We start from the raw sequence: 22,407 nt of genomic DNA, 5'->3' as shown, positions 1-22,407 counted from the left end.
GGCAAAGCCGACCGGCGCGGCATTGCGCGCTCAGCTTTCGCGGAACGCCTTGGCGAAGTAATCCGCGACCGGCTTGACCAGGTAGGCGATGGGCGAGCGGTCCTGCGTGCGGATGAACGCCTCGACCGGCATGCCGGGGACCAGCGTGCGCCCCTCGGGCAGACGCGCGTATTCGCCCTCGTCGACATGGATCTCGACCCGGTAGAAGCTCTGCTGCGTGCGCTCGTCGGTGAAGGCGTCCGCGGACACCTGCGTCAGGTGGCCGATCAGTTCCGGCGTGGTGCGCGCATCGAAGGCGGAAAAGCGCAGCGTGACCTCCTGGCCGACATGGACCTGGTCGATATTGGTCGTCTCGATCCGCCCGGCGATGATCAGCGGACGGTCCTGCGGCACGATGAACAGCACCGGATCGGCCGGCCGGATGACCGAGCGCAAGGCGAACACCTTGAGGTCATAGACCACGCCCGCGACCGGCGCGCGGATGTCGAGCCGGCTCATCTGCTCGAGAATGGCGCGGCGGCGTTCGGTAAGCTCCAGTTCGCGCTGCTGCATGTCCCGCAAGAGCGATATCGCCTCTTCGCGCCGAGAGGTGCCGAGCTTGAGTATCTCGATCTCGATCTCGGTGATGCGGGATGCGGCTTGCGCGCGGCTCGCCGCCAGCTCGCCCAGCGATCCGCTGATCTCGGTGGCGTCGGTCCGCAGTTCCAGAACCCGCGCGGCCTGCGTCAGCCCCTTGGCCAGGAGCGCCTGCTGGTTGTCCAGCTCCACCTGCAGAAGCCCGCCCTGCTCCTCGAGCGCGGCCTGCTGGGCGGCGATGCCCTCGATCTGGCTGGCGAGCTGGCTTTTCTGTTTCTCGAGTTGCTCGCGCTCGCGCTCCTGCGTTTCGGCGCGCGCCGCGAAGAGCCGGGCCTGCCCGTCCATGACGTCCTGCACCTTGGGCCGCTCGGCCGCCTGTTCGACCAGGAAATCGTCAAAGCCGACCGCGTCGGCCCCGTCGCGCTCGGCCTCGAGCCGCGCGCGGCGCGCCATGATCTCGAAGAGCTGCGATTCCACGATCGCCAGTTCGGACTTCAACTGCGTGTCGTCAAGCCGCACCAGAAGCGCACCCTTCTCCACGCTGTCGCCCTCGTCGACGTCGATCTCGGCCACGACGCCGCCGTCGGGGTGCTGCACGATCTGCCGATTGCGATCGACCTCGATCTGGCCCGGCGCGATGACTGCGCCCGACAGTTCCGTGAAGAACGCCCAGCCGCCGAGCCCGCCGACCAGCACAAGGAGCGCGAGCATCCCGATGACCAGGGAGGAACGCGAGGAAAACGCATCGTCGCTCATTCGGCGGCTTCCTTCATCACGCGGTTCAGCTTGTCGAAATTCTGCACCACCTCGGCCAGCACCTCGTCGCGGGGGCCGTATTTGCGGATCTTGCCGCCCTCGAGCACCAGCAGCATTTCGCATTCCTGGATCGCCGCGGGGCGGTGGGCCATGATGAGGACCGAGCGGCCGTCCGCCTTCATCTGCCGGATCGCGGCGTTGAGCGCGTTCGAGCCCACTGAATCGAGGTTCGAGTTGGGCTCGTCCAGGATCAGCAGCACCGGGTCGTCATAGATCGCGCGCGCCAGCGCCACCCGCTGCATCTGCCCGCCCGAGAGCGTCCCGCCCCCGGCGGAGACGCGCGTGTCGTAGCCGTCCGGCAGTTGCAGGATCATGTCGTGCGCCGCGGCGGCCTGCGCGGCGCGCACCACCTTTTCGCCGTCCGGCTCGAGGCTCATCTTGGCGATGTTCTCGGCGATGGTGCCCTCGAACATCTGCACCCGCTGCGGCAGGTAGCCGATATAGCGCCCCAGCGCCCCGGCCTCGTACTGGTCGAGCGCGGCGCCGTCGATGCGGATCTTGCCGCTGACCGCCGGCCAGACGCCGGTGAGGGCGCGCGCGAGGCTCGACTTGCCCGACCCGCTGGCGCCGATCACGCCCATCGCCGTGCCTGGCCGCACCTCGAAGGTGATGCCCTGCAGCACCGGCTGGCGCGATCCCGGCGGGATCACCGTGACCTGCGCGCAGGTCAGGTGCGCCTTGGGGCGCGGCAACGGGGTGCGCGGCTCCTCGGGGGGGAATTCCGCCAGGAGTTCGGCCACCGCGCGCCAGCCGCGGTGCGCGCGCTGGATCATCGCCCATTGCCCGATCACCATGTCGATCGGCGCGAGCGCCCGGCCCAGCAGGATCGACGCGGCGATCATCGCGCCCGGCGTCAGTTCCTGCTGCAACACCAGGTAGGCGCCAAGACCGAGCATCGCCGATTGCAGGAACAGGCGGAACGTCTTGGAGGTGATCGACAGCCCGCCGGACCAGTCGGAGAGATTGACGCCGGTTTCCAGCGCCTGGCGGCGTTGCAATTCCCAGCGCGCGTGGCTGTTCTGCTCAAGTCCGAGCGCCTGCACCATCTCGGCTTCGCCGCGCAGCTGTTCGGACATCTGGTCGGCCCGCCACGCGGCGGCGGTCGCCTCCTGCTGGGGGGCGCGGGTGACGATCTGGTTGATTACCGTGATGAAGACCAGGACCGCCCCGCCGCAGACAGCGAGAATACCAAGCCAGGGATGGAAAAGCGCGATCCCGAACAGGAAGACCGGCGTCCAGGGCGCGTCGAATATGGCGGCGAAAACCGGCGACCCGACGAACCGCTGCACGGATTCCAGGTCGCGCAGCGTGTTGTTGGCCCCCGCCGGCCCGGTCCCGCGCGCGTCGCGGCGCAGCACCGCCCGGAAGACCCGCGCGTCCAGCGTGTGCTGCAATCGCGCGGCGATTCGCGACAGCACCCGGCGACGGGCAAAGTCGAGAATCCCCATCAGGAAGAACAGGAACCCCATCAGGATCGCCAGCGACAGCAGCGTTTCCTCGGACCGGCTGCCCAGCACGCGGTCATAGACCTGGAGCATGAAGATCGGGCCGGTCAGCATCAGCAGGTTCACGAAGCTGCTGAAGATCGCCACCGACCAGAACAATCCGCGGGCCCTGGTGCGCGCGTCGCGCATTTCCGCGTAACCGCGTTCGAATCGCGTTTCTACCAAGATCACGCTCCCATCTGCCGGGCGGCCCCGTCGGCGCGCCGCAATTCCGCGCCCCTGCCCCGACAATCCACTTTAGCGGTATGCCCCGAACACTTGCCGCGATTCAACTAATTTCGCCTTAAGCGCCACGGTTCGTGACCGCCGCGCTCACCGCGCGTCGAGCAACGCCGAGAGGCCGGCGTCGCCCATCAACTCACCGATGCGGCGACGCAGCGTGCGGCCCGCCTCCGCGGCGAAGGCGGCGGGCAGCCCGGCCAGTTCCCCTTCGCGCGCCACCACCGTCAGGCTGCGCGACATGCCCGCGACGGGCAGCGGCAGGATGCGCAGGCGCATATGCTCGACCAGCCCGTCGATCAGGAGCGTGGGCGTGAGCAGGCTGAACCCCATCCCTTCGGTCACGCAGGCGGTGACCATGCTCGAGCGGTCCACCTCGATCATCCGGGAGGGGGCGAAACGCAGGCGGCGCAGGTGCTGCATCGTCTGGCGCCCGACATGCGTGCTGTCGGCAAAGCGCACCAGCGGCAGATCGGCCTGGATCGCCTCGAGCGAATGATCGGGGCCCTCGTGGTCCGGCGGCAGCACCAGCAGGAACCGTTCGCGCAGCACGTCATGGCGCTCGAGCCCGTCGAGGTCGTAGAACGGGTTCGAGGTGAGCGCGAGATCGGCCTGTTTCGTGCGCAGCAGGCGTTCGTGGTCGCCGCTCTGGCCCGCGTGCAGCGTCACGTCCGTGACCCCGAACGCGCCGCGCGCCATCGCCACGAGGCCCGGCGTCAGCGTGGTGGCGACCGAGGCCTGCAACCCCACCCGCAGCATGCCGATCGGGTGCGGCCCGACATGGCGCATCGCCGCCTCCATATCCGATAGGGAATTCAGTATCTTGACCGCCTGCCGATGCAACAGCCGCCCGGCCGGGGTAAGCCGCGTCGGGCGCATCGAGCGATCGAACAGCGTGACGCCGTAAGCCGCCTCGAGATTGGCGATATGCTGCGAGGCCGAAGGCTGGGTCAACCCCAGTAGCCGCGCGCCCGCGCGCATCTGGCCGGCCTCGGCAACGGCGACCAGCACCTCGAGCGCGCGGATCAGGCTGGGGGAGAACTGGCGCTGGGGCCGCATCGGCTTTGATCCCTCAGTATAAATGTCGCCGATACTATGCGGATTCATTTGCTTCCCCGCAATACCGGGACGAGACTGCGCGCGGGGAGGAAACCGCAATGGAAAGCGCCGCCGCACGCCGCACCCGCCGCCGCAAGACGCCGACACGCGCAGCGCCGCCGCCGCGCGCGCCGTTCATCCTGCGCAAGCTCGCCACGATGAACGTGCTGGCCGAGGACGGGCTTGCGCTCATCGAGGAAAACGCCGAGCGCATCCTCGCCGAGACGGGAATGGAGTTCCACGGCGATCCCGAGATCCTGGAGATCTTCGCCGGGGCCGGCTGTGACGTGGACGGCGCCCGCGTGCGCTTTGCTCCCGGCTTCTGCCGCCGCACCATCCAGGCGACCGCGCCGCGCGTCTTCACGCAGCACGCGCGCAACCCGGCCAATTCGGTCCAGATCGGCGGGGACGCGACGGTGCTCTGCCCGTCCTGGGGGCCGCCCTTCGTGCGCGACATGGATCGCGGGCGGCGCTACGCGGAATACGCGGATTTCGTCCAGCTGGTGAAGCTGCACCAGACGCTGCCCTGGCTGCACCATTCCGGCGGCGTCGTGTGCGAGCCGGTGGACCTGCCCGCCAACAAGCGGCATCTCGACATGCTCTACGCCCATATCCGCTGGTCCGATCGCGCCTTCATGGGCGCCTTCATCGGGGCCGAGCGCGCGGGCCACGCGATCGACATGGCGCGGATCCTCTTCGGGGCGGAGTATGTCGCGCAAAACCCGGTGCTTTACTGCGTCTCCAACACCAACGCGCCGCTGGTCATGGACAGCCACATGTCCGGCGCGCTCAAGACCTATGCCCGCGCCGGCCAGCCCGTCGCCTGCACGCCCTGGGTGCTGACCGGCGCGATGAGCCCCTGCACGGTCGCCGGCACGCTCGCGCAGGTGCTGGCCGAGGCGCTGGCGACGCTCAGCCTCGTGCAGCTTGTCGCGCCCGGCGCGCCCTGCCTGATGGGCAGCTTCGCGTCGACCATGTCGATGAAATCCGGCGCGCCCACCTTCGGAACGCCCGAGGCCGGGCTGATGGTGCTGGCGGCGGGGCAGCTCGCCCGCCGGCTCGGCGTGCCGCTGCACACGGTCGGCACGCTTTCGGCGTCGAAGCTGCCCGACGCGCAGAGCCAGCAGGAGGCGGCGTGGGGGCTGCTCATGTCGATGTTCGCGGGCGCCAACGTCATCAACCACGCCACCGGCTGGCTCGAGGGCGGGCTGGTGACGGGCTTCGAGAAGACGATGCTGGATCACGACCTCTGCGGCAAGGTGGCGCGGTTCTTCGACGGCATCGACCTGAGCGAAAACGCGCAGGCGATGGCCGCCATCGCCGCCACCGGGCCGGGGCAGCATTTCCTCGGCTCCGAGCACACGCAGGCGAATTTCATGGACGCGCTGTTTCGCCCACTCACCCCGGACGACAATTCGTTCGAGCAATGGGAGGCAGAGGGCGGGCTTGACGCCGCGACGCAGGCCAACGCGCTCTGGAAGGCGCAGCTTGAGGGTTATGCCGATCCCGGCCTCGACCCCGCGATCGACGCGGCGTTGCAGGACTACATCGCACGGCGCAAGGCGGAACAGCCGGACATGGCGTATTTCTGATGGGCGCCACGCTCATCATCGGCGGCGGCGCGATCGGCCTCAGCGTGGCCTACCACCTCGGGCGGCGCGGCGCTTCGGGCGTGACGCTGCTTGAGCGCAACACGCTGACCTCGGGGACCAGCTGGCACGCGGCGGGCATCGTCGGCCCGTTGCGCGCGACGGCGGGCATGACGCGGCTCGCCGCGCACGCGCTCGACCTCTTCCCGCGGCTCGAGGCGGAAACCGGCATGGCCACGGGCTACCGCCGGACGGGGGGCTACTGGCTGGCGCGCGAGCCCGCGCGGCTGGACGAGCTGCGGCGCATATGTTCGCTGGGCCGCGCGCAGGGGATGCGCCCGCGCATGATCGGCGCAGAGGAAGTGGCCGTGCCGGGCCTTGCGCTAAGCGATCATGTCGGCGCGCTGCTCGTGCCGGAGGACGGCAACGTCAACCCGGTCGATCTCTGCATGGCCTACGCGCGCGCCGCGCGCAGCGCGGGCGTGACCATCCGCGAAGGCGCGCGGGTCGAGCGCCTGCTGACGCGCGGCGACCGCATCCGCGGCGCGGCCCTCGCCGACGGGACCGAGATCGCAGCGGATCGCGTGATCCTCTGCACCGGCGCATGGTCGCGCGAGTTGGCCGCGACAGCCGGCGTCGCGCTGCCGCTGCAAGCGGTCGAGCACATGTATGTCGTCACCACCCCGATCCATGACCTGCCCGATCCCTTCCCGGTGATCCGCGACCTCGATCGCGGCATCTACATCAAGGGCGACGCGGGTAAACTGGTCATCGGCGGGTTCGAGCCGGACGCGAAACCCTGGGACGCCCATGGGCCCGAGGGCGACCGCGCCTTTCTCGAGATGGCCGAGGACTGGGACCAGTTCGCGCCCTTCATGGAGGCGGCGCTCGCGCTCATGCCGTCGCTTGCCGACGCGGGCATCCAGCATTTCATGAACGGCCCCGAGAGCTTCACCGCCGACACGCGCCCCTATGTGGGCGAGACGCCGCAGGTGGACGGGCTTTTCGTCGCGGCGGGGATGAACTCGGTCGGGGTCATGTCCTCGGCCGGGATCGGGCGTGCGCTGGCCGACTGGGCGGCGGATGGCGCGGCCCCTTCGGACCTCTGGGAAGTGGACGTGGCCCGCGCCGATCCGCGCGCCGCCGCGCCCGCGCACATGGCCGAGCGCATGAAGGAGGCGGTGGCCGACCTCTTCGCGCTTCACTGGCCCTATAAGCAACCCGTGGCGGGGCGCGGCCTGCGCTGCTCTGCCCTGCATGACCGCTGGGCGGCGGCGGGCGCGGTGTTCGGCGTGACCGGCGGCTGGGAGCGCGGGCTGTGGTATGCGCGCAGCGCGGATGAGCGCGCCCTGCCCTACAGCACCGGCGCGCAGCCCTGGCAGCCCATCGCCGCGCGCGAGGCGGCGGTGATGACGCAGGGGACGGCGCTCCTCGACCTGTCGCCCTTCACCAAGCTGCGGATGAGCGGCCCCGGCGCGCTCGCCGGGCTGAATGCGCTGGCCACGGCGCAGATGGACGTGGCGACCGGGCGGGCCGTCTATTGCCAGATGCTGAACCCGCACGGCGGGATCGAGATGGACGTGACGGTGACGCGCGCCGGCGCAGAGGTGTTCGACATCACCTCCGGCGCGGCGACCCGCTGGCGCGATGCGGCGTGGCTGCGGCGCAACCTGCCGAACGGCTGCACCCTGGAGGACCGGACCGAGGCGTTCTGCGTCATCGGCGTCATGGGCGCGGGCAGTCGCGCGCTGCTGCGCGGGCTGGCGGAGGAGTGGCCCGACATGGCCTTCGCCCACGCCGCCGAGGTGACGCTCGCGGGCGCGCCCTGCCGCGCCACGCGGGTCAGTTTCGTCGGCGCGCTGGGCTGGGAGATCACCGTCGCGACCCGTGACGCGCCCGCGGTGTTCGACGCGCTCCTTGCCGCGGGCGGGCGGCCGATGGGCCATTACGCGCTCGAATCCTGCCGCATCGAGAAAGGCTTTCGCGCATGGGGCCACGACCTTGGCCCCGAGATCACGCCACTGGAGGCGGGGCTGGGCTTCACCATCGACTGGAACAAGGATTTCCAGGGCAAGGCGGCGCTTGCCGCGCAGCGCGAGGCCGGCGCGACGCGGCGGCTGGTCCTGTTGCGTATGGAGGGCAACCCGCTGATGTTGCATGACGAACCGGTGTTCGAGGGCGACCGCCTCGTCGGTCTCACCACCTCGGGCGGGGTCGGCGCGCGCACCGGCCTCACGCTGGCCTTCGCGCTGGTCGATACCGCGCCGGGCGAAACATTGGCGCAGACCTGCGCGCGCGCATTCGCGGTGGAGGTCGCCGGAGAGCGGCGCGCGGCCACCGCCCTGCGGCGCGCGCCATATGACCCAGAGGGCAAGGAGATGCGCGGATGAGCGACGCAAGCGTGGTGATCGTCGGCGGCGGGGTGATGGGCGTCTCGCTCGCCTATCACCTTGTGAAAGAGGGCTGGTCAGACGTGGTTCTGGTCGAGAAGAACGACCTCACGCATGGCTCGACCTGGCACGCGGCGGGGCTTTGCACCCATTTCGCGCACAGCCCGACGATACAGGAGCTGCGCGCTGTCTCCGTGCGGCTTTACCGCGACATCCTGCCCGCCGAGACCGGGCAGGATTGCGGCTTTCACCGCTCGGGCGCGATGCGGGTGACGCGCAACCCCGACCGGATGGACGAATTCGCCCATGTCGCGGGGCTGTCGGCCTTCACCGGTTATCCGCTGGAGGTGCTGACGCCCGCGCGGATCGCGGAGCTGCACCCGCTCGCCACGCTCGACGGCCTGCTCGGCGGCATCCATGAGCCCGACGACGGCCATGTCGACCCCACGCTCGCCACGCAGGCGATGGCGCGGGTGGCGCAGGCGGGCGGCGCTACGATCCAGCGGTTCAACCCGGTGCAGCGGATCGAGCGCACCGCGACCGGCTGGCGCGTGGAGACGGCCAAGGGCGCGATCACCGCGCGCCATTTGGTCAACGCCGCCGGAACATGGGGCTGGGAAGTGGGGCGGATGATGGGCGTCAACGTGCCCTCGGTCCCGGTGCTGCATCAATACCTTGTGACCGGCATGGTCCCCGAGGTCGCCGCGCGGCAGGATGCCGGGCTGCCCGAACTGCCGATCATCCGCGACCCCGAGGAAAGCTGGTATCTGCGACAGGAACGCGATGGCCTGATCCTCGGCCCCTATGAGCGCGACGCGCAGGTCTGGTCGCCCGACGGCGTGCCCGCCGCGTTCGGAGCCGAGCTCATGCCGCCCGATCTCGATCGTGTTGAGCACATCATCGAGGCGGCGATGGCCCGCGTGCCCGCGGTCGGCAATGGCGGGGTGAAATCGGTGGTGAACGGCCCGATCACCTTCACCCCCGACGCCAATCCGCTGATCGGCCCGGCGCATGGGCTGCCCGACGCATGGCTGCTGACGGGGTCAAGCATGGGGGTGATGGAGGGCGGCGGCGCGGGCCGGTTCCTCGCCCACTGGATGACGCATGGCGCGCCGCCGATGGATGCGCTCGCCGTCGATCCGCGCCGCTTCGGCGCCTGGGCCGACCGCGACTATCGCATCGAGAAGGCGGTCGAGTGTTTCGGCCTGCAATTCGGCGTCCACTATCCGCACGAGGAACGCCCCGCCGGGCGCGGCAAACGGCTGACGCCGCTCCATCACCTGATGATCGAACGCGGCGCGGTGATGGGCGCGGCCTATGGCTGGGAGCGGCCCAACTGGTTCTCGGACCATGCCGGCGACGTGGCCGAGCCGACCTTCCGCCGCGCCAACTGGTTCGACGCGGTGGCGCGCGAGGTCGAGGCGGCGCGCGCGCGCGTGGCGCTCGCCGATCTTTCGGTCTTCGCCAAGTTCGAGGTGACCGGCCCGGACGCGCGCGCCTTCCTCGGCCAGTTGGGCGCCAACCGCGTGCCCGCGGCGGGGCGGATCGGCCTCACCCATGCGCTCAGCCCGGAGGGCGGCGTGGCGGCGGAATTCTCGGTCGCGATGCTGTCCGAGACCCGCGCATGCCTCGCCTCCGCCGCAGCCGCAGAGGAGATGGACGACGACCTGCTCCGCGCCCGCGCCGCCGGGTTCGACGTGGAAATCGCCAACGTCACCGAAGAGACCGGCGTGATCGGCCTAATGGGTCCGAAATCGCGCGCCGTGCTGGGCGCGCTGACCGACGCCGACCTCGGGACGGGCTTTCCGTGGCTCTCGGTGCGCGAGATCACCGTCGCGGGCGTCCCCGTGCGCGCGCTGCGCGTGTCCTATATCGGTGAACTCGGCTGGGAGCTGCACGCGCCCGCCGACCGGACCGCCGCGCTCTTCGAGGCGCTCGAGGCTGCCGGGCGGCCCCACGGCATCGGCTGTTACGGCGCCTACGCGATGAATTCCATGCGGCTCGAGAAAGGTTATCGCGCCTGGGGAGCCGACCTCACGACCGAGCGCACGCCGCTCGAAGCCGGGCTGGGCGCGTTCCTGCGCGACAAGGACGCGATCCCCCGCCGCGACGCCCCGTGGGAAATGGCGCTGCTGGAGGTGGAGTGCGGCGATGTCGATCCGTTCCACGCCCACACGGTGCTGCACGATGGCGCGCCAGTGGGCATCGTCACCTCGGGCGCGCATGGCTACCGCACCGACGCCGCGCTGGCGCTGGCCTACCTGCGCCCGCCCATTCGCCGCGAAGACCTGCAGGTGCAGATCCTCGGTTGGACCTACCCCGCCCGCATCCTGCCCCGCCCGCCCTATGATCCCGACAACATCCGCATGAAAGCCTGAGGAGCCCGCCCATGACCCACGATCCCCTGCACACCGACTGGAGCCTCGAGGGCACCGCGAAACGCCGCGCCGATTACTACGCCGCCAGCCAGCGCAAGTTCGTGCCCTTCAGGGATCCGCTGGTCTTTCGCCGGGGCGAGGGGCAGTATCTCTGGGACAACGAGGACAACAGGTATATCGACCTGCTCGGCATGAACCTGTGCATCTCGGTCGGGCACGCCCATCCCCGCGTGGTCGAGGCGGCGACGGCGCAGGCGCGCGAACTGACGCATTGCACGACGATGTTCTACCACCCCACGCCCGCGCACCTCGCCGAGGAACTGGCCGCGACCATGCCGAAGCGGCACGAGTGGGTGGTGCATTTCACCAATTCGGGGGCCGAGGCGATCGACCTCGCCATGACGATGGCGCGCACCTTTACCGGCAATCTCGACCTGCTGGCGCTGCGCACGGCCTATCACGGGCCCACGGCGGCGGCGCAGTCGGTCACCGGGATCGCAGGCTGGCGGCATCCGGGGATGCCCGGCAACGTGGCGTTCGTTCCCGAACCGAACCAGTATCGCGGCATTTTCGGGGCGGGCACGCAGCCTTACCTCGATGAGATCGCCCGCGTGATCGCCACCGCCACCACCGGCCGGCTTGCGGGCATGCTGATCGAAAGCGTGCAGGGCTATGGCGGCATTGTCGGGATGCCCGAGGGCTACCTCAGCGGCGCGGCCGAGCGGGTGCGCGCCGCCGGCGGGCTCTACATCGCGGACGAGGTGCAATCGGGCTTCGGGCGCACCGGCGATCATTTCTGGGCCTTCGAGAAGGACGGCGTCGTCCCCGACATCGTGGTGATGGCCAAGGGGCTGGGCAACGGCTTTCCCATCGGCGCGGTCGTCGCGCGCAAGGAGGTGGCCGAGCCGATGGAGGACAAGTTCATGTTCCACACCTACGGCGCCAACCCGGTCAGCTGTGCGGCCGGGCGCGCGGTGCTGGCGGTGATCGACGACGAGAGGTTGCAGCAGAACGCGCGCGAGGTGGGCGCGGCGCTGCTGGAGCGGTTGCGCGACCTTCAGGATCGCCACGCGGTGATCGGCGACGTGCGCGGCGCCGGACTGATGATGGCGATCGAGATGGTCAGGAACCGCGACTCGAAGGAACCCGACCGCGAGACGACCGCCGCAGTGTTCGAGGCGTGCCGCGCGCAAGGGCTCATCATGTCGAAATCAGGCCCCACGCAATCCGTGCTGCGCATGGTGCCGCCGCTTTGCCTGTCGATGCGCGACGTGGACGCGGTCGCGGACGGGCTCGACGCCGCGCTGGGGGACGCGACCGGCTGAGAATTTTCGTCTAAAATTCTCAGCCCCAAAAAATTCAACGGTTTCGTTGCCTCGCGGCGCCCGTCTGTCAGCGGGCGCTCGCCGCCTCGGCCGCGCGTTTCGCCATGGCCCGGATCAGGTTCGCCCGGTAATCCGCCGATCCGTGGAAATCCGACATCAAGCCGTCCTCGGAAATCTCCACGTCGTCCAGCGCCGCCGCCGACCAGTCGCCTGAGAGCGCCGCCTCCAGCCCCTCGTGGCGGAAAACGCCGTCCTCGCCCGCGCCGGTCACCGCCACGCGCACGCCGCCGGGACCGTCCGCGACAAAGACCGCCACCAGCGCAAAGCGCGAAGCGGGCTGCGCGAACTTGGCGTAGGCGGCCTTCTTCACGGCCGGGAAACGCACCGCGGTGATGATCTCGCCCTCGTCCAGCGCCGTGGTGAACAGCCCTTCGAAGAAGTCGTCCGCCGTGATCTCGCGCGTGTTGGTCACCACCGTGCCGCCCAGCGCCAGCAGCGCCGCCGGGTAGCAGGCCGACGGGTCGTTGTTGGCGAGCGAACCGCCGATGGTGCCCATGTTGCGCACCGCCGCGTCGCCGATCCCTTCGGCGAGTTCGGCAAGCGCCGGACAGTGCTTGCGCACCGCGTCGCTCCGCGCCACATCGGCATGGGTCGTCGCCGCCCCGATGACAAGCGTGTCGCCCTCCGCGCGGATGCCCGCCATGCCGTCGATCCCGCGAATATCCACGAGGTCGCCCGGCGCGGCGAGGTGCTGCTTCATGGTCGGCAGCAGGGTCTGCCCGCCGGCCAGCAGCATCGCTTCGTCATTGCCGGACAAGAGCGCCGCCGCGTCGTCGATGGTCGCGGGCTTGTGATACCTGGTCTCGTACATGCCGTATTCCTCCCTATTCCGCCGCCATCGGCTTTTGCGCCGCGCGCAGCGCGCGCCAGACCGCCTGCGGCGTCGCGGGCATGGCCAGATCGTTGGTGCCGATCGCGTCGGTGATCGCGTTGATGACCGCGGGCGGCGCGCCGATCGCGCCCGCCTCGCCACAGCCCTTGACGCCGAGCGGGTTGTTGGGGCTGGGCGTCTCATGGTGCTGCACGTCGAAAAACGGCACATCGGCGGCGCGCGGCATGGTGTAATCCATGTAGGAGCCGGTCAGAAGCTGCCCCTGCTCGTCATAGACCACCTGTTCAAGCAGCGCCTGCCCGATGCCCTGCGTCACCCCGCCATGCACCTGGCCTTCCACGATCATCGGGTTCACGATGACGCCGAAATCGTCGGCAGAGGTGAACCTGACGACCTGCGTCTGACCGGTGTCGGGATCGACCTCGACCTCGCAGATGAAGGCGCCGGAGGGGAAGGAGAAGTTGACCGGATCGAAAAACGCGGTTTCCTTCAGCCCCGGCTCCATCCCGTCCGGCAGGTTATGCGCGACATAGGCCGCAAGCCCGACCTCGTGCCACGCCATCGCCTTGTCGGTGCCCTTGACCTTGACCTGTCCGCCCGAGATCTCGATGTCGTCCTCGCTCGCCTCCAATGTATGCGCCGCGATCTGCCGCACCTTCTCCTCGACCTTGTCCATCGCCTTGACCACCGCGGACATGCCGACGGGGCCCGAGCGCGAGCCGTAGGTGCCCATGCCGAACTGCACCTTGTCGGTGTCGCCATGCACGATCTGCACCGAGTCCACCGGAACGCCGAAACGCTCCGCCACGATCTGGGCGAAAGTCGTCTCGTGGCCCTGTCCGTGGCTGTGGCTGCCGGTCAGGATCTCGATCGTGCCCGCCGGGTTCACCCGCACTTCGGCGGATTCCCAGAGCCCGACGCCGGCGCCGAGCGACCCGGCCGCCTTGGACGGCGCGAGCCCGCAGGCCTCGATGAAGGTGGAATAGCCAATCCCGCGCAGCTTGCCGCGGCTCTCGGCCTCGCGGCGACGCTCTTCAAAGCCCGCCACGTCCGCCGCCTCTTGCGCCAGTTCCAGTATCTTCGGAAAATCGCCCGCGTCGTATTGCATCAGTACCGGCGTCTGGTGCGGGAATTCCTGCACGAAGTTGCGCCGGCGCAGCTCGGCCGGGTCCATTCCCATCTCGCGCGCGGCCGTCTCCATCATGCGTTCGACCAGGTAGGTCGCCTCGGGCCGCCCGGCCCCGCGATAGGCGTCGACCGGCACGGTGTTGGTATAGACCGCGCGCACGTTGCAGTGGATGTTCTGGATATCGTACTGCCCCGACATCAGCGGCGCATAGAGATAAGTGGGCACCGAGCTGGAAAACAGCGACATGTAGGCCCCGAGATTGGCGATCGTGTCGATCTTGAACCCGGTGATCCTGCCGTCCTTGTCGAACCCCATCTTTGCATGGGTGACGTGATCGCGGCCATGCATGTCCGTCAGGAACGCCTCGCCCCGCTCGGACGTCCACTTGACCGAGCGATTGGTCTTCATCGACGCCCAGAGGCAGGTGATTTCCTCGGGGTAGATGTAGATCTTGGCCCCGAACCCGCCGCCCACGTCCGGCGCGATCACCCGCAGCTTGTGCTCGGGCGCGACGTTGTAGAAGGCCGACAGCACCAGCCGCGCGACATGCGGGTTCTGGGACGTGGTGTAGAGCGTGTAGTGATCCTCCGCATGGTCGTAGGTCGCCACGGCCGAGCGCGGCTCCATCGGGTTGGGCGACAGCCGGTTGTTGGTCAGGTCGAGCGTGGTGACATGCGCGGCCTCGGCCAGACCCGCGTCGGTTGCGGCCTCGTCGCCCAGTTCCCAGTCGTAGATGAGGTTGCCGGGAGCGTTGTCGTGGATCTGCGGCGCGCCGTCCTTCAGCGCGTCGATCGCGTGGACGACGACGGGCAGTTCCTCGTAGTCGACCATCACCGCCTCGGCGGCGATGCGGGCCTGCGCGTTGGTCTCGGCGATGACCACCGCCACCGCGTCGCCGACATAGCGCACGGTGTCGGTGGCGAGCGCGGACCACGCGCCCATGTTCATCGGGCTGCCGTCCTTTGACGTGATCGCCCAACCGCAGATGAGGTTGCCGATCCCGTCCCCGGTGAGCTGATGCCCGTCGAGCACGTCGATCACGCCCTCCATGCCGCGCGCCTCCTCGGCGTCGATGCCCAGCACCTTGGCATGGGCGTGCGGGCTGCGGACGAACGCGGCATAGGCCTGGTTGTCGTTGCGGTGATCGTCGGTATAGCGGCCCTTGCCGGTGATGAAGCGCTTGTCTTCCTTGCGCTTGACGTTCTGGCCAATTCCTGAAGTCATGTCCTGTCCTCCCTGCGGGCGCGCTCACATTTTGGCGGCGGCGTCCTGGATCGATTTCACGATGTTGTGGTAGCCCGTGCAGCGGCAGATATTGCCCTCGAGCTCGTGCCGGATGGCGGCGGCGTCGAGTTCACGGCCCTCTTCGCGGTAGCGGTTCACCATGTCGATCCCGGCCATGATCATGCCCGGCGTGCAAAAGCCGCATTGGAGCCCGTGATTGTCGTTGAACGCCACCTGCATGGGGTGCAGTTCGCCATTCGCGACGCCCTCGATCGTGGTGACCTCGGCCCCCTCGAGCGAGACGGCCAGCGCCGTGCACGCCTTCACGACCTTGCCGTTCACATGCACCGCGCAGGCGCCGCACTGGCTGGTGTCGCAGCCGACATGGGTGCCGGTCAGGCGCAGGTTCTCGCGCAGGAATTCCGACAGCAGCGTCTGGTCGGGCACGTCCGCGCCGACCTTCCTGCCGTTCACCTTCATCGTCACCTTGGTCATCGCTATCCTCCCTGGGCTTGCGGGTGCGCCCCGCGCGTCGTTCTGTTGCGGTCAGGCCTCCGGCGGATCCTCGTCCGTCAGATGGTTGTGGAAATTGACGAAGAACTGCTGGGCGAGCTTCCTGGCGGTCGATCCGACCAGGCGGTTGCCAAGCTGCGCCAGCTTGCCGCCGATCTGCGCCTGGGCGGTATAGGTCAGCACCGTCTCTCCGGCGTCCTCGGCCAACCGGACGTCCGCCGATCCCTTGGCGAAACCCGCGACGCCGCCCTTGCCCTCGCCCTGGATTGTGTAGCTTTTCGGCGCGTCGATGTTGAGCAACTCCACCGCGCCGTTGAATCGCGCCTTCACCGGCCCGATCTTCTGGCGCACCACGGCCTCCATCGTCGTGTCCGAGGTCTTTTCGAGCGATTCGCAGCCCGGAATGCAGGCGCGCAGCACATCCGGGTCGTTCAGCGCCGCCCATACCGTATCACGCGGCGCGGCGATGCGGTGTTCGCCGGACATCTCCATGCGGTCGTCCTCCCAGACTCTCCCTGCGGGGGATCATAAAGCCGCGCGTGTTCAAAGCAATAGTCTTGGTTCCCTCGACGCCGCAGCCGCCGCACGGATGCGTTTCAGAGATCCCGCATCATCCGCGCCTTTTCGCCCGGCCCGCTCAGCGCGTCCGCGAGATCGGCCAGGCTGTCGAGCGAATGACACGCATGAAAGCTGTCCACATGCGGCAACAGCGCCCGGATCCCGGCCGCGGCAGGCGCGAACCCGTCCCAGCGCAGGAGCGGGTTGAGCCAGACCAGCCGCCGGCAGGAGCGCGCCAGCCGCGCCGCCTCGGCGTCAAGCTGCGCCGGATCGCCCCGCTCGAGCCCGTCGGTGATCAGCAGCACCATCGCCCCCTGCCCCAGCACCCGGCGCGACCAGTCGCGGTTGAACCGTCCGAGCGCCGGGCCGATCCGCGTCCCGCCCTGCCAGTCCGGCGCCTCCTGCCCGAGCGCGGCAAGCGCGGCGTCCGGGTCGCGCAGGCGAAGCGCGCGGCTGACATTGGTGAGCTGCGTACCGAAGGTGAACCCGTGCACCTGCCCCCAGCCCCGCCCCCGACCGGCGCCGGGCGCCCAGATGAGACCATGCAGAAATTGCATCATCATCCGCGAATAGACCGACATCGACCCCGAAATGTCGCAAAGCGCGACGAGGTCCGGCGGGCGCGTGCGCGGCGTCTTCAAGGACAGGTGATCCACCTCCCCGCCCCGGCGCATGGCGCGGCGCAGGATGGCGCGCGTGTCCGGCGCGCGGCCCGTGGCGGAGGGCGCGAACCGCCGGGCCGGGATCGGCGCGGCCGGCAGGCGCAACCGGCGGATCGCGGCATCCGCCGCGCGCAGTTCGGCGGCGCTCATCTGCTCGAAATCCATGCGGCGCAGGCGCTCTTCGGCGGACCAGGTGAGCGTGGCGTCGAACTCGATCTCCTCGCGCTCGGGCGGCGGCGCGCGCGGCGGGCGCTCGGGCGCGTCGCCCAGCGACTCGGCGGCGCGGCGTTCGGCGGGGCGCGGCGGCTGGTCCTCCTCCGCCCCCATCGCCTGCACCAGCGGCAGCATCATCTTCATCATCCGCTCGATATAGTCGGGATCGCGCCAGAACAGGTGGAACACCTGACGATAGATCTCGAGATGCTCGGGCCTCGTGATGAGCGTGGCGCGCAGCGCGTGGTAGAAGTCGCGCCGCTCGGTAAAGCCCGCGCAGCGGAGCGCGCGCACCGCGTCATGCACCTGCGCGGCGGCGACGTTGACCCCCGCCTTGCGCAGCGCGCGGGCGAAATGCACCACGTTCTCGGCCAGCCGCCCGCCTCCGGGCAGCCCCGGCTCAGGACGCGCGGGCAATGTCCGCGCGCGCATCGTCAAGGATGCGCGCCGCCTCGGACCCGGCGATCCGGGCGATATCGTCCTGGTATTTCAGCACCGCGCCCAGCGTGTCGGTCACCATCTCGGGCGACAGCGCCACCGCGTCGAGCGCAACGAGGCAGCGCGCCCAGTCCACGGTTTCGGCGACGCCGGGATTCTTGAAGAGATCCTCCCCGCGCAACCGCTGGATGAAGGCCACGATTTCAGCCGAAAGCGCGGCGGCGCATTCCGGCGCGCGGGCGTGCAGGATCGCCAGTTCCCGCGCCTGGTCGGGATAGTCGACCCAATGATAGAGGCAGCGCCGCTTGAGCGCGTCATGCACCTCGCGGGTGCGGTTGGAGGTGAGGATCACGATTGGCGGCTCATGCGCCTTCACCGCGCCCAGTTCGGGAATCGTCACCTGGTAGTCCGACAGCGCCTCGAGCAGGAAGGCCTCGAACGGCGCGTCGGTGCGGTCCACCTCGTCGATCAGCAGAACCGGCGGGCCGCCCTCCTGCGGCTCCATCGCCTCGAGCAGGGGGCGGCGGATCAGGTAGGCGTCCGAGAAAAGTTCGGCCTGAAGCGCGGCCCGGTCGGCGCCGCCAGCGGCCTCGGCGGTGCGGATGGCGATCATCTGCGCGGCGAAGTCCCATTCGTAGATGGCCGAAGCCGCGTCCAGCCCCTCGTAGCATTGCAGCCGGATCAGCCGCCGGCCCAGCCCGGCCGCAAGCGCCTTGGCGATCTCGGTCTTGCCGGTGCCCGCCGCCCCCTCGAGAAAGAGCGGCCGGCGCAGCGCCAGCGCGAGATAGGCCACGGTGCCAAGATCGCGCCCGCAGACGTAATCCTGCCCCGCCAGCAGGGCGAGCGTGGCGTCGATGCTGTCGGGGGTCTCGGTCATGCGTGGCTCCTGATGGCTGCCCCCTTACCCTAGCGCGCCGCGCGCCGGGTGCAACTGGCGGGCCAACTCCTTCTTCTTGCTTCGAATATGCCCGCCGGAGGCATGAAATCTCCGTGCGCGCCGGCGGCTCACGCCTCCAGCCGGTCGCGCAGGATGGCGGTGGCGAAGATGTCCTGATGCGCGCCGCCGATATTCTTGAACACGGTGATCTCGTCGGCCCTCGCGCGGCCCGCGTCCCGTCCCTGAACGAGCGCGAACAGATCGCCCCGGATATCCTCGCGCACAAGCGCGCCGGAGGCGAGCGGCAGCGTCACCTCGCCGCAGCGCCCGATGCTGTCGCCGCCGCAGGTCCAGAGCGTGCCGCGGCGCATCACGTCGTCGTCGGCCTCGCGCATGTCGGGCATGTAGGCCCCCACGAGGTCCACATGCGCCCCGGGTTTCAGCAACGCGCCCTTGACCAGCGGCGCGGTGGACATGGTCACGCAGGTGATGACGTCCGCGCGCGCCACCGCCGCGTCGAGGTCGGGCGCGGGTTGCGCGTCAAACGCTTGCGCGCGCAGATCGGCGGCCAGCGTTTCGGCGCGCTGGGGGGTGCGGTTCCAGATGCGCACGCGGGTGATCGAGGGGCGCGCGGCCATGTGCGCCATCGCCACATGGGGGCCAAGACCGCCAGCGCCGACGACCAGCAGTTCGCGCGGTTCGGGCGGGGCCAGCAGCGCCGCGCCCAGCCCCGAGATCGCCGCCGTCTTGCGGTAGGTCATAGCCTCGCCATCGGCCACCAGCAGCGGCGCGCCCGTCTCTCCGTCGAATCCCGCCACCGCGCCGAGGACCGAGCCGAGCGGCGGATCGCGGTCGCGGTTGGCGGGAAAGACGCCGACCATCTTGACCACCACCATGCCACCCTCCATCCAGCCCGGCAGCGTCACGAAACGGTTGCCGCTGCCCGAGGGGTCGTCCATGACCTGCGAGTCCGCAAGCGGCCGCTCTCCTTCGTGACTGCGCCGCAGCGCGGGGATGAGCGCCTCATACGGCAGAAGCGCGTGAACCTTTCGGGCGTCGATGGTCTGCATGGTCCGTTCCTCCTTGCCGGCGCCAGCCTACCCCGTCGCGCCCCGGTGTCGAGACCGGAATGACGGACGCGGCACGAACGGGTTTGCACCCCGCACCGGATCGCGTCAGAGTGAGCGCAACCCGCCCCAGGAGACCGCGATGACCGCCCCCCGCCCGAGCGCCGACCCGCTGCTGCAACCGTTCCGCCTGCGTCATCTGGAATTGCGCAACCGGTTGATGAGCACCAGCCACGCCATCGGCTTTGGCGAGCACGGGATGCCCGCGGAACGCTACCAGCTTTACCACGAGGAAAAGGCCAGGGGCGGCATCGGCCTCACCATGTTCGGCGGATCGACCAACGTGTCGCGCGATTCGGCCAACACATTCGATCAGCTCGACGCGGGCCACGACCGGGTGATCCCCTATTTTCGCGAGTTCGCCGAGCGCATCCACCGCCATGGCGCGGCGATCATGTGCCAGATCACCCATCTGGGCGGGCGCAGCCAGTGGCGCGGCGACAACTGGCTGCCGACGGTGTCGCCCAGCCGCTACCGCGAGCCGCTCCATCGCGGCACCACCAAGGAGATGCAGCAGGGCGACATCCTGCGCGTGATCGAGGATTTCGGCGACGCCGCGCGGCGCTGCCGCGAGGGCGGGCTCGACGGGTGCGAACTGCATGTGACCGGCCATCTCATCGGGCAGTTCTGGTCGCCCGCGACCAACCGGCGCACCGACGAATGGGGCGGCTCGCTCGGGAACCGGGCGCGCTTCGGGCTGCGCGCGCTCGAGAACATCCGCGCCAAGGCGGGCGAGGATTTCATCGTCGGCATCCGCATGGTCGTGGGCGAAGGCGACGGCGGCGCGATGAGCGACGACGAATATGTCGAGATGGCGAAACTATACGAGGCCTCGGGGCTGATCGATTTCTTCAACTTCGGCTACGGGCGGATCGACACGCATCTGGGCCTGGCGCGCTACATGCCGGGCATGGCGCTTGGCCTTGCGCCGCAATTGCGCCCGGTCGCCGCGTTCCGGCACAATGTCGGGCTGCCGGTGTTCCACGCCGCGCGGATCAACGACATCGCCACCGCGCGCCACGCGGTCGCCGAGCGGCATCTCGACCTCGTCGGCATGACGCGGGCGCATATCGCCGATCCGCATATCGCGAACAAGCTTGCGGCGGGCGTCGAGGAAACCATCCGTCCCTGCGTCGGGGCGACCTATTGCTCGGCCTATGGCAGTTGCATCCACAACCCCGCCATCGGGCGCGAGGCGGTGCTGCCGCACACGATCACGCCCGCCGCCAGCCCGCGCCGCGTCACCATTGTCGGCGCCGGTCCCGGCGGGCTCGAGGCGGCGCGCATCTGCGCCGAACGCGGCCATGCCGTCACGCTGCTCGAGGCGGCGCCGAAGGCGGGCGGGCAGTTGCTTCTTGCCGCGCGGCTCGACGAGCGGCGAGATCTCTCGGGCATCATCGACTGGCGGCTCTCGGAACTCGACCGGCTGGGGGTGAGCGTGCGTTACAACTGCCTAGCGGGCGAGGAGGAGGTGGCGGACACCGATCCCGATATCGTCATCACCGCGACCGGCGGCGTGCCCGACCCGCTTGACGACATCCCCGGCGGCGAGCTTGCCCGCCCGCTCTGGGACGCGCTCGAGTCGGGCGCGCCGCTGGAGGGGGAAACCGTGTTCTACGACGGAGTGGGCGCGCACGCAGGAATTGCCGGGGCGCATACGCTGGCCAGCGCGGGCGCGCAGGTGACCTACGTCACCCCCGACAACACCGCCGGCGCCGAGGTGGGCGCGATCGAGCGCCCGCTGGCGATGCGCGCCTTCTACCGCGCCGGCGTGAAACTGCGCCCTGACCTGCGCCTGCGCGCCGTTGAGCGCGCCGAAAACCGGCTGCGCCTGACGCTCGAGAACGAGTACCTGCAAGAGACCAAGACGCTCGTTTGCGACAACCTGATCTATGAGCACGGCACCGTGCCGGTGGACGCGCTCTACCTGTCGCTGGCGGAGCGCGCCCGCAACCGCGGGCTTCCCGACCTCGACGCGCTGGTCGCGGCGCAACCGCAACCGGTCGAAGAGGGCGAAGGATTCGACCTCTTCCGTTTGGGCGACGCGGTGTCGTCGCGCGACGTGCACGCGGCGATGCTGGACGCGACGCGGCTCTGCATCCGGCTCTGACGGGGCTTCAGACGCCGCGCGCCTCCATCAGCCAGCCGTCGAAAAGCTCCGCCCCGAGCGCGGCGAGCGTTTCCTCGCGTCGCTCGAACTCGGCCATGATCCGACCGGGCAACTCCGCCCCGCCAATCCCGGCAAGATCGTCGACCACCCCCGGCATGTCATACCAGTCCTTCAATGTCTCGGTATCGACCTCGGGATGAAACTGCACCGAACGCACTCCGCGCGGCCCGGCCATGGTCTGAATCGGGCAGTCGCGGCTCGCCCAACCGGTTTCGAACCCCGGCGGCAGACGCGTCACCTGCGCGCTGTGCCACTGGAACACCGTGCGCGCCCCCGCCCCGCCCAGCACCCGGTCGCCGCCGGTGATGCGCGTCATGCCGACCTCGGCCACCTCCGCGCGTCCGACCGCGCCACCGCAGGCCGCGGCGAGAAGCTGATGCCCGAAACAGATCCCGAAATAGGGCTTGCCCGCTTCCAGCACCGCGCGCCGGATAAGCGTGATCTCGGGGACCAGCCAGGGATGGGCTTCGGTTTCCCAGACCTGCGGCACGCCGCCCATGACCCAGAGCGCGTCAAAGCTGTCGGGATCGGGCCAATCCGTCACCTCTGGCGCGATGATGGCGCGCGTCTCGATCTGGGCGGCGTCGAAATGCGCGCGGAACCGCCCCGCGTGGCCGCCGTGATCGTGCTGAATGATGAGAACCCGCATGCCGTCCCTCCCCCGCTGCGCGCGCGAATCCTTCGGCGGAACGGCGAGGAAATGCAACA

The 22,407-nt window shown here is 69.6% G+C and carries 16 protein-coding genes; 5 read left to right on the top strand and 11 right to left on the bottom strand.

The features are described from left to right. Positions 1–30 precede the first annotated feature (30 nt). From D6850_RS04335 to D6850_RS04325, 3 genes are all read right to left on the bottom strand, one after another. Positions 31–1,332 carry an HlyD family type I secretion periplasmic adaptor subunit gene (locus D6850_RS04335; RefSeq protein ID WP_121164106.1) on the bottom strand — a complete coding sequence of 434 codons (1,302 nt, stop codon included), beginning with the start codon at positions 1,330–1,332 and terminating at the stop codon, positions 31–33. Next, positions 1,329–3,062 (bottom strand): type I secretion system permease/ATPase, encoded by a 1,734-nt coding sequence (locus D6850_RS04330; RefSeq protein ID WP_121165100.1) that lies wholly within the window; start codon positions 3,060–3,062, stop codon positions 1,329–1,331. Before D6850_RS04330 ends, D6850_RS04335 begins: the two co-directional genes overlap by 4 nt. Positions 3,063–3,209: 147 nt before the next feature. Beyond that, the gene (locus D6850_RS04325; RefSeq protein WP_121164104.1) at positions 3,210–4,175 is read right to left on the bottom strand and encodes a LysR family transcriptional regulator; all 966 of its coding nucleotides are present in this window, start codon (positions 4,173–4,175) and stop codon (positions 3,210–3,212) included. Between the two features lie 98 nt (positions 4,176–4,273). Between D6850_RS04325 and D6850_RS04320 the strand changes: the two genes are divergently transcribed. The 4 genes from D6850_RS04320 to D6850_RS04305 are packed head-to-tail and all read left to right on the top strand — an operon-like array spanning position 4,274 to position 11,896. Beyond that, complete coding sequence (locus D6850_RS04320; RefSeq protein WP_121164102.1) at positions 4,274–5,806, top strand: trimethylamine methyltransferase family protein; 1,533 nt, start codon at positions 4,274–4,276, stop codon at positions 5,804–5,806. Next, entirely contained in the window at positions 5,806–8,193 is a 2,388-nt protein-coding gene (locus D6850_RS04315; protein ID WP_121164100.1) for an FAD-dependent oxidoreductase, read from the top strand. Before D6850_RS04320 ends, D6850_RS04315 begins: the two co-directional genes overlap by 1 nt. Further along, positions 8,190–10,571, top strand: coding sequence for a GcvT family protein (locus tag D6850_RS04310; protein WP_121164098.1), 2,382 nt, complete (start codon positions 8,190–8,192; stop codon positions 10,569–10,571). Before D6850_RS04315 ends, D6850_RS04310 begins: the two co-directional genes overlap by 4 nt. 11 nt (positions 10,572–10,582) lie before the next feature. Beyond that, positions 10,583–11,896 (top strand): aspartate aminotransferase family protein, encoded by a 1,314-nt coding sequence (locus D6850_RS04305; RefSeq protein ID WP_121164096.1) that lies wholly within the window; start codon positions 10,583–10,585, stop codon positions 11,894–11,896. Positions 11,897–11,963: 67 nt separating this feature from the next. Here D6850_RS04305 and D6850_RS04300 read toward each other — a convergent pair whose 3' ends face one another. The 7 genes from D6850_RS04300 to D6850_RS04270 form a co-directional block, all read right to left on the bottom strand. Then, positions 11,964–12,767 carry an FAD binding domain-containing protein gene (locus D6850_RS04300; protein ID WP_121164094.1) on the bottom strand — a complete coding sequence of 268 codons (804 nt, stop codon included), beginning with the start codon at positions 12,765–12,767 and terminating at the stop codon, positions 11,964–11,966. A 13-nt stretch (positions 12,768–12,780) separates the two neighbouring features. Beyond that, the gene (locus D6850_RS04295) at positions 12,781–15,141 is read right to left on the bottom strand and encodes a xanthine dehydrogenase family protein molybdopterin-binding subunit (RefSeq protein WP_121164092.1); all 2,361 of its coding nucleotides are present in this window, start codon (positions 15,139–15,141) and stop codon (positions 12,781–12,783) included. A gap of 24 nt (positions 15,142–15,165) precedes the next feature. Continuing rightward, the gene (locus D6850_RS04290; protein WP_121164090.1) at positions 15,166–15,636 is read right to left on the bottom strand and encodes a (2Fe-2S)-binding protein; all 471 of its coding nucleotides are present in this window, start codon (positions 15,634–15,636) and stop codon (positions 15,166–15,168) included. A gap of 51 nt (positions 15,637–15,687) precedes the next feature. Then, on the bottom strand, positions 15,688–16,146 hold the full coding sequence (locus tag D6850_RS04285) for an SRPBCC family protein (RefSeq protein WP_121164087.1): 459 nt from the start codon (positions 16,144–16,146) through the stop codon (positions 15,688–15,690). A gap of 104 nt (positions 16,147–16,250) precedes the next feature. Continuing rightward, positions 16,251–17,504 carry a vWA domain-containing protein gene (locus tag D6850_RS04280; protein WP_245964092.1) on the bottom strand — a complete coding sequence of 418 codons (1,254 nt, stop codon included), beginning with the start codon at positions 17,502–17,504 and terminating at the stop codon, positions 16,251–16,253. Beyond that, a complete protein-coding gene (locus D6850_RS04275) occupies positions 17,488–18,402 on the bottom strand; it encodes an AAA family ATPase (RefSeq protein WP_121164083.1) in 915 nt (304 codons plus the stop codon). Before D6850_RS04275 ends, D6850_RS04280 begins: the two co-directional genes overlap by 17 nt. 128 nt (positions 18,403–18,530) lie before the next feature. Then, on the bottom strand, positions 18,531–19,472 hold the full coding sequence (locus D6850_RS04270; RefSeq protein WP_121164081.1) for an ornithine cyclodeaminase: 942 nt from the start codon (positions 19,470–19,472) through the stop codon (positions 18,531–18,533). Between the two features lie 139 nt (positions 19,473–19,611). Here D6850_RS04270 and D6850_RS04265 point away from each other — a divergent pair, with 139 nt between their 5' ends. Then, positions 19,612–21,639, top strand: a complete 2,028-nt coding sequence (locus tag D6850_RS04265) for an NADH:flavin oxidoreductase (RefSeq protein WP_121164079.1) — start codon at positions 19,612–19,614, stop codon at positions 21,637–21,639. A gap of 7 nt (positions 21,640–21,646) precedes the next feature. Here D6850_RS04265 and D6850_RS04260 read toward each other — a convergent pair whose 3' ends face one another. After that, positions 21,647–22,348 carry a type 1 glutamine amidotransferase gene (locus D6850_RS04260; protein ID WP_147438848.1) on the bottom strand — a complete coding sequence of 234 codons (702 nt, stop codon included), beginning with the start codon at positions 22,346–22,348 and terminating at the stop codon, positions 21,647–21,649. Between the last annotated feature and the right edge of the window lie 59 nt (positions 22,349–22,407).

The organism is Roseovarius spongiae (assembly GCF_003651245.1).
In the GTDB taxonomy this organism is placed as follows: domain Bacteria; phylum Pseudomonadota; class Alphaproteobacteria; order Rhodobacterales; family Rhodobacteraceae; genus Roseovarius; species Roseovarius spongiae.
The sequence above is the reverse complement of the archived record's forward strand: the minus strand, read 5'-3'. Positions and strand labels throughout refer to the sequence as shown.

Excerpts from the sequence above, each read along its gene's own strand:
- D6850_RS04325 (WP_121164104.1), bottom strand. The coding sequence starts at position 4,175 with ATGCGGCCCCAGCGCCAGTTCTCCCCCAGCCTGATCCGCGCGCTCGAG.
- D6850_RS04265 (WP_121164079.1), top strand. The coding sequence starts at position 19,612 with ATGACCGCCCCCCGCCCGAGCGCCGACCCGCTGCTGCAACCGTTCCGC.
- D6850_RS04290 (WP_121164090.1), bottom strand. The coding sequence starts at position 15,636 with ATGACCAAGGTGACGATGAAGGTGAACGGCAGGAAGGTCGGCGCGGAC.
- D6850_RS04295 (WP_121164092.1), bottom strand. The coding sequence starts at position 15,141 with ATGACTTCAGGAATTGGCCAGAACGTCAAGCGCAAGGAAGACAAGCGC.
- D6850_RS04310 (WP_121164098.1), top strand. The coding sequence starts at position 8,190 with ATGAGCGACGCAAGCGTGGTGATCGTCGGCGGCGGGGTGATGGGCGTC.
- D6850_RS04285 (WP_121164087.1), bottom strand. The coding sequence starts at position 16,146 with ATGGAGATGTCCGGCGAACACCGCATCGCCGCGCCGCGTGATACGGTA.
- D6850_RS04300 (WP_121164094.1), bottom strand. The coding sequence starts at position 12,767 with ATGTACGAGACCAGGTATCACAAGCCCGCGACCATCGACGACGCGGCG.
- D6850_RS04315 (WP_121164100.1), top strand. The coding sequence starts at position 5,806 with ATGGGCGCCACGCTCATCATCGGCGGCGGCGCGATCGGCCTCAGCGTG.
- D6850_RS04260 (WP_147438848.1), bottom strand. The coding sequence starts at position 22,348 with ATGCGGGTTCTCATCATTCAGCACGATCACGGCGGCCACGCGGGGCGG.
- D6850_RS04275 (WP_121164083.1), bottom strand. The coding sequence starts at position 18,402 with ATGACCGAGACCCCCGACAGCATCGACGCCACGCTCGCCCTGCTGGCG.
- D6850_RS04305 (WP_121164096.1), top strand. The coding sequence starts at position 10,583 with ATGACCCACGATCCCCTGCACACCGACTGGAGCCTCGAGGGCACCGCG.
- D6850_RS04270 (WP_121164081.1), bottom strand. The coding sequence starts at position 19,472 with ATGCAGACCATCGACGCCCGAAAGGTTCACGCGCTTCTGCCGTATGAG.
- D6850_RS04320 (WP_121164102.1), top strand. The coding sequence starts at position 4,274 with ATGGAAAGCGCCGCCGCACGCCGCACCCGCCGCCGCAAGACGCCGACA.
- D6850_RS04335 (WP_121164106.1), bottom strand. The coding sequence starts at position 1,332 with ATGAGCGACGATGCGTTTTCCTCGCGTTCCTCCCTGGTCATCGGGATG.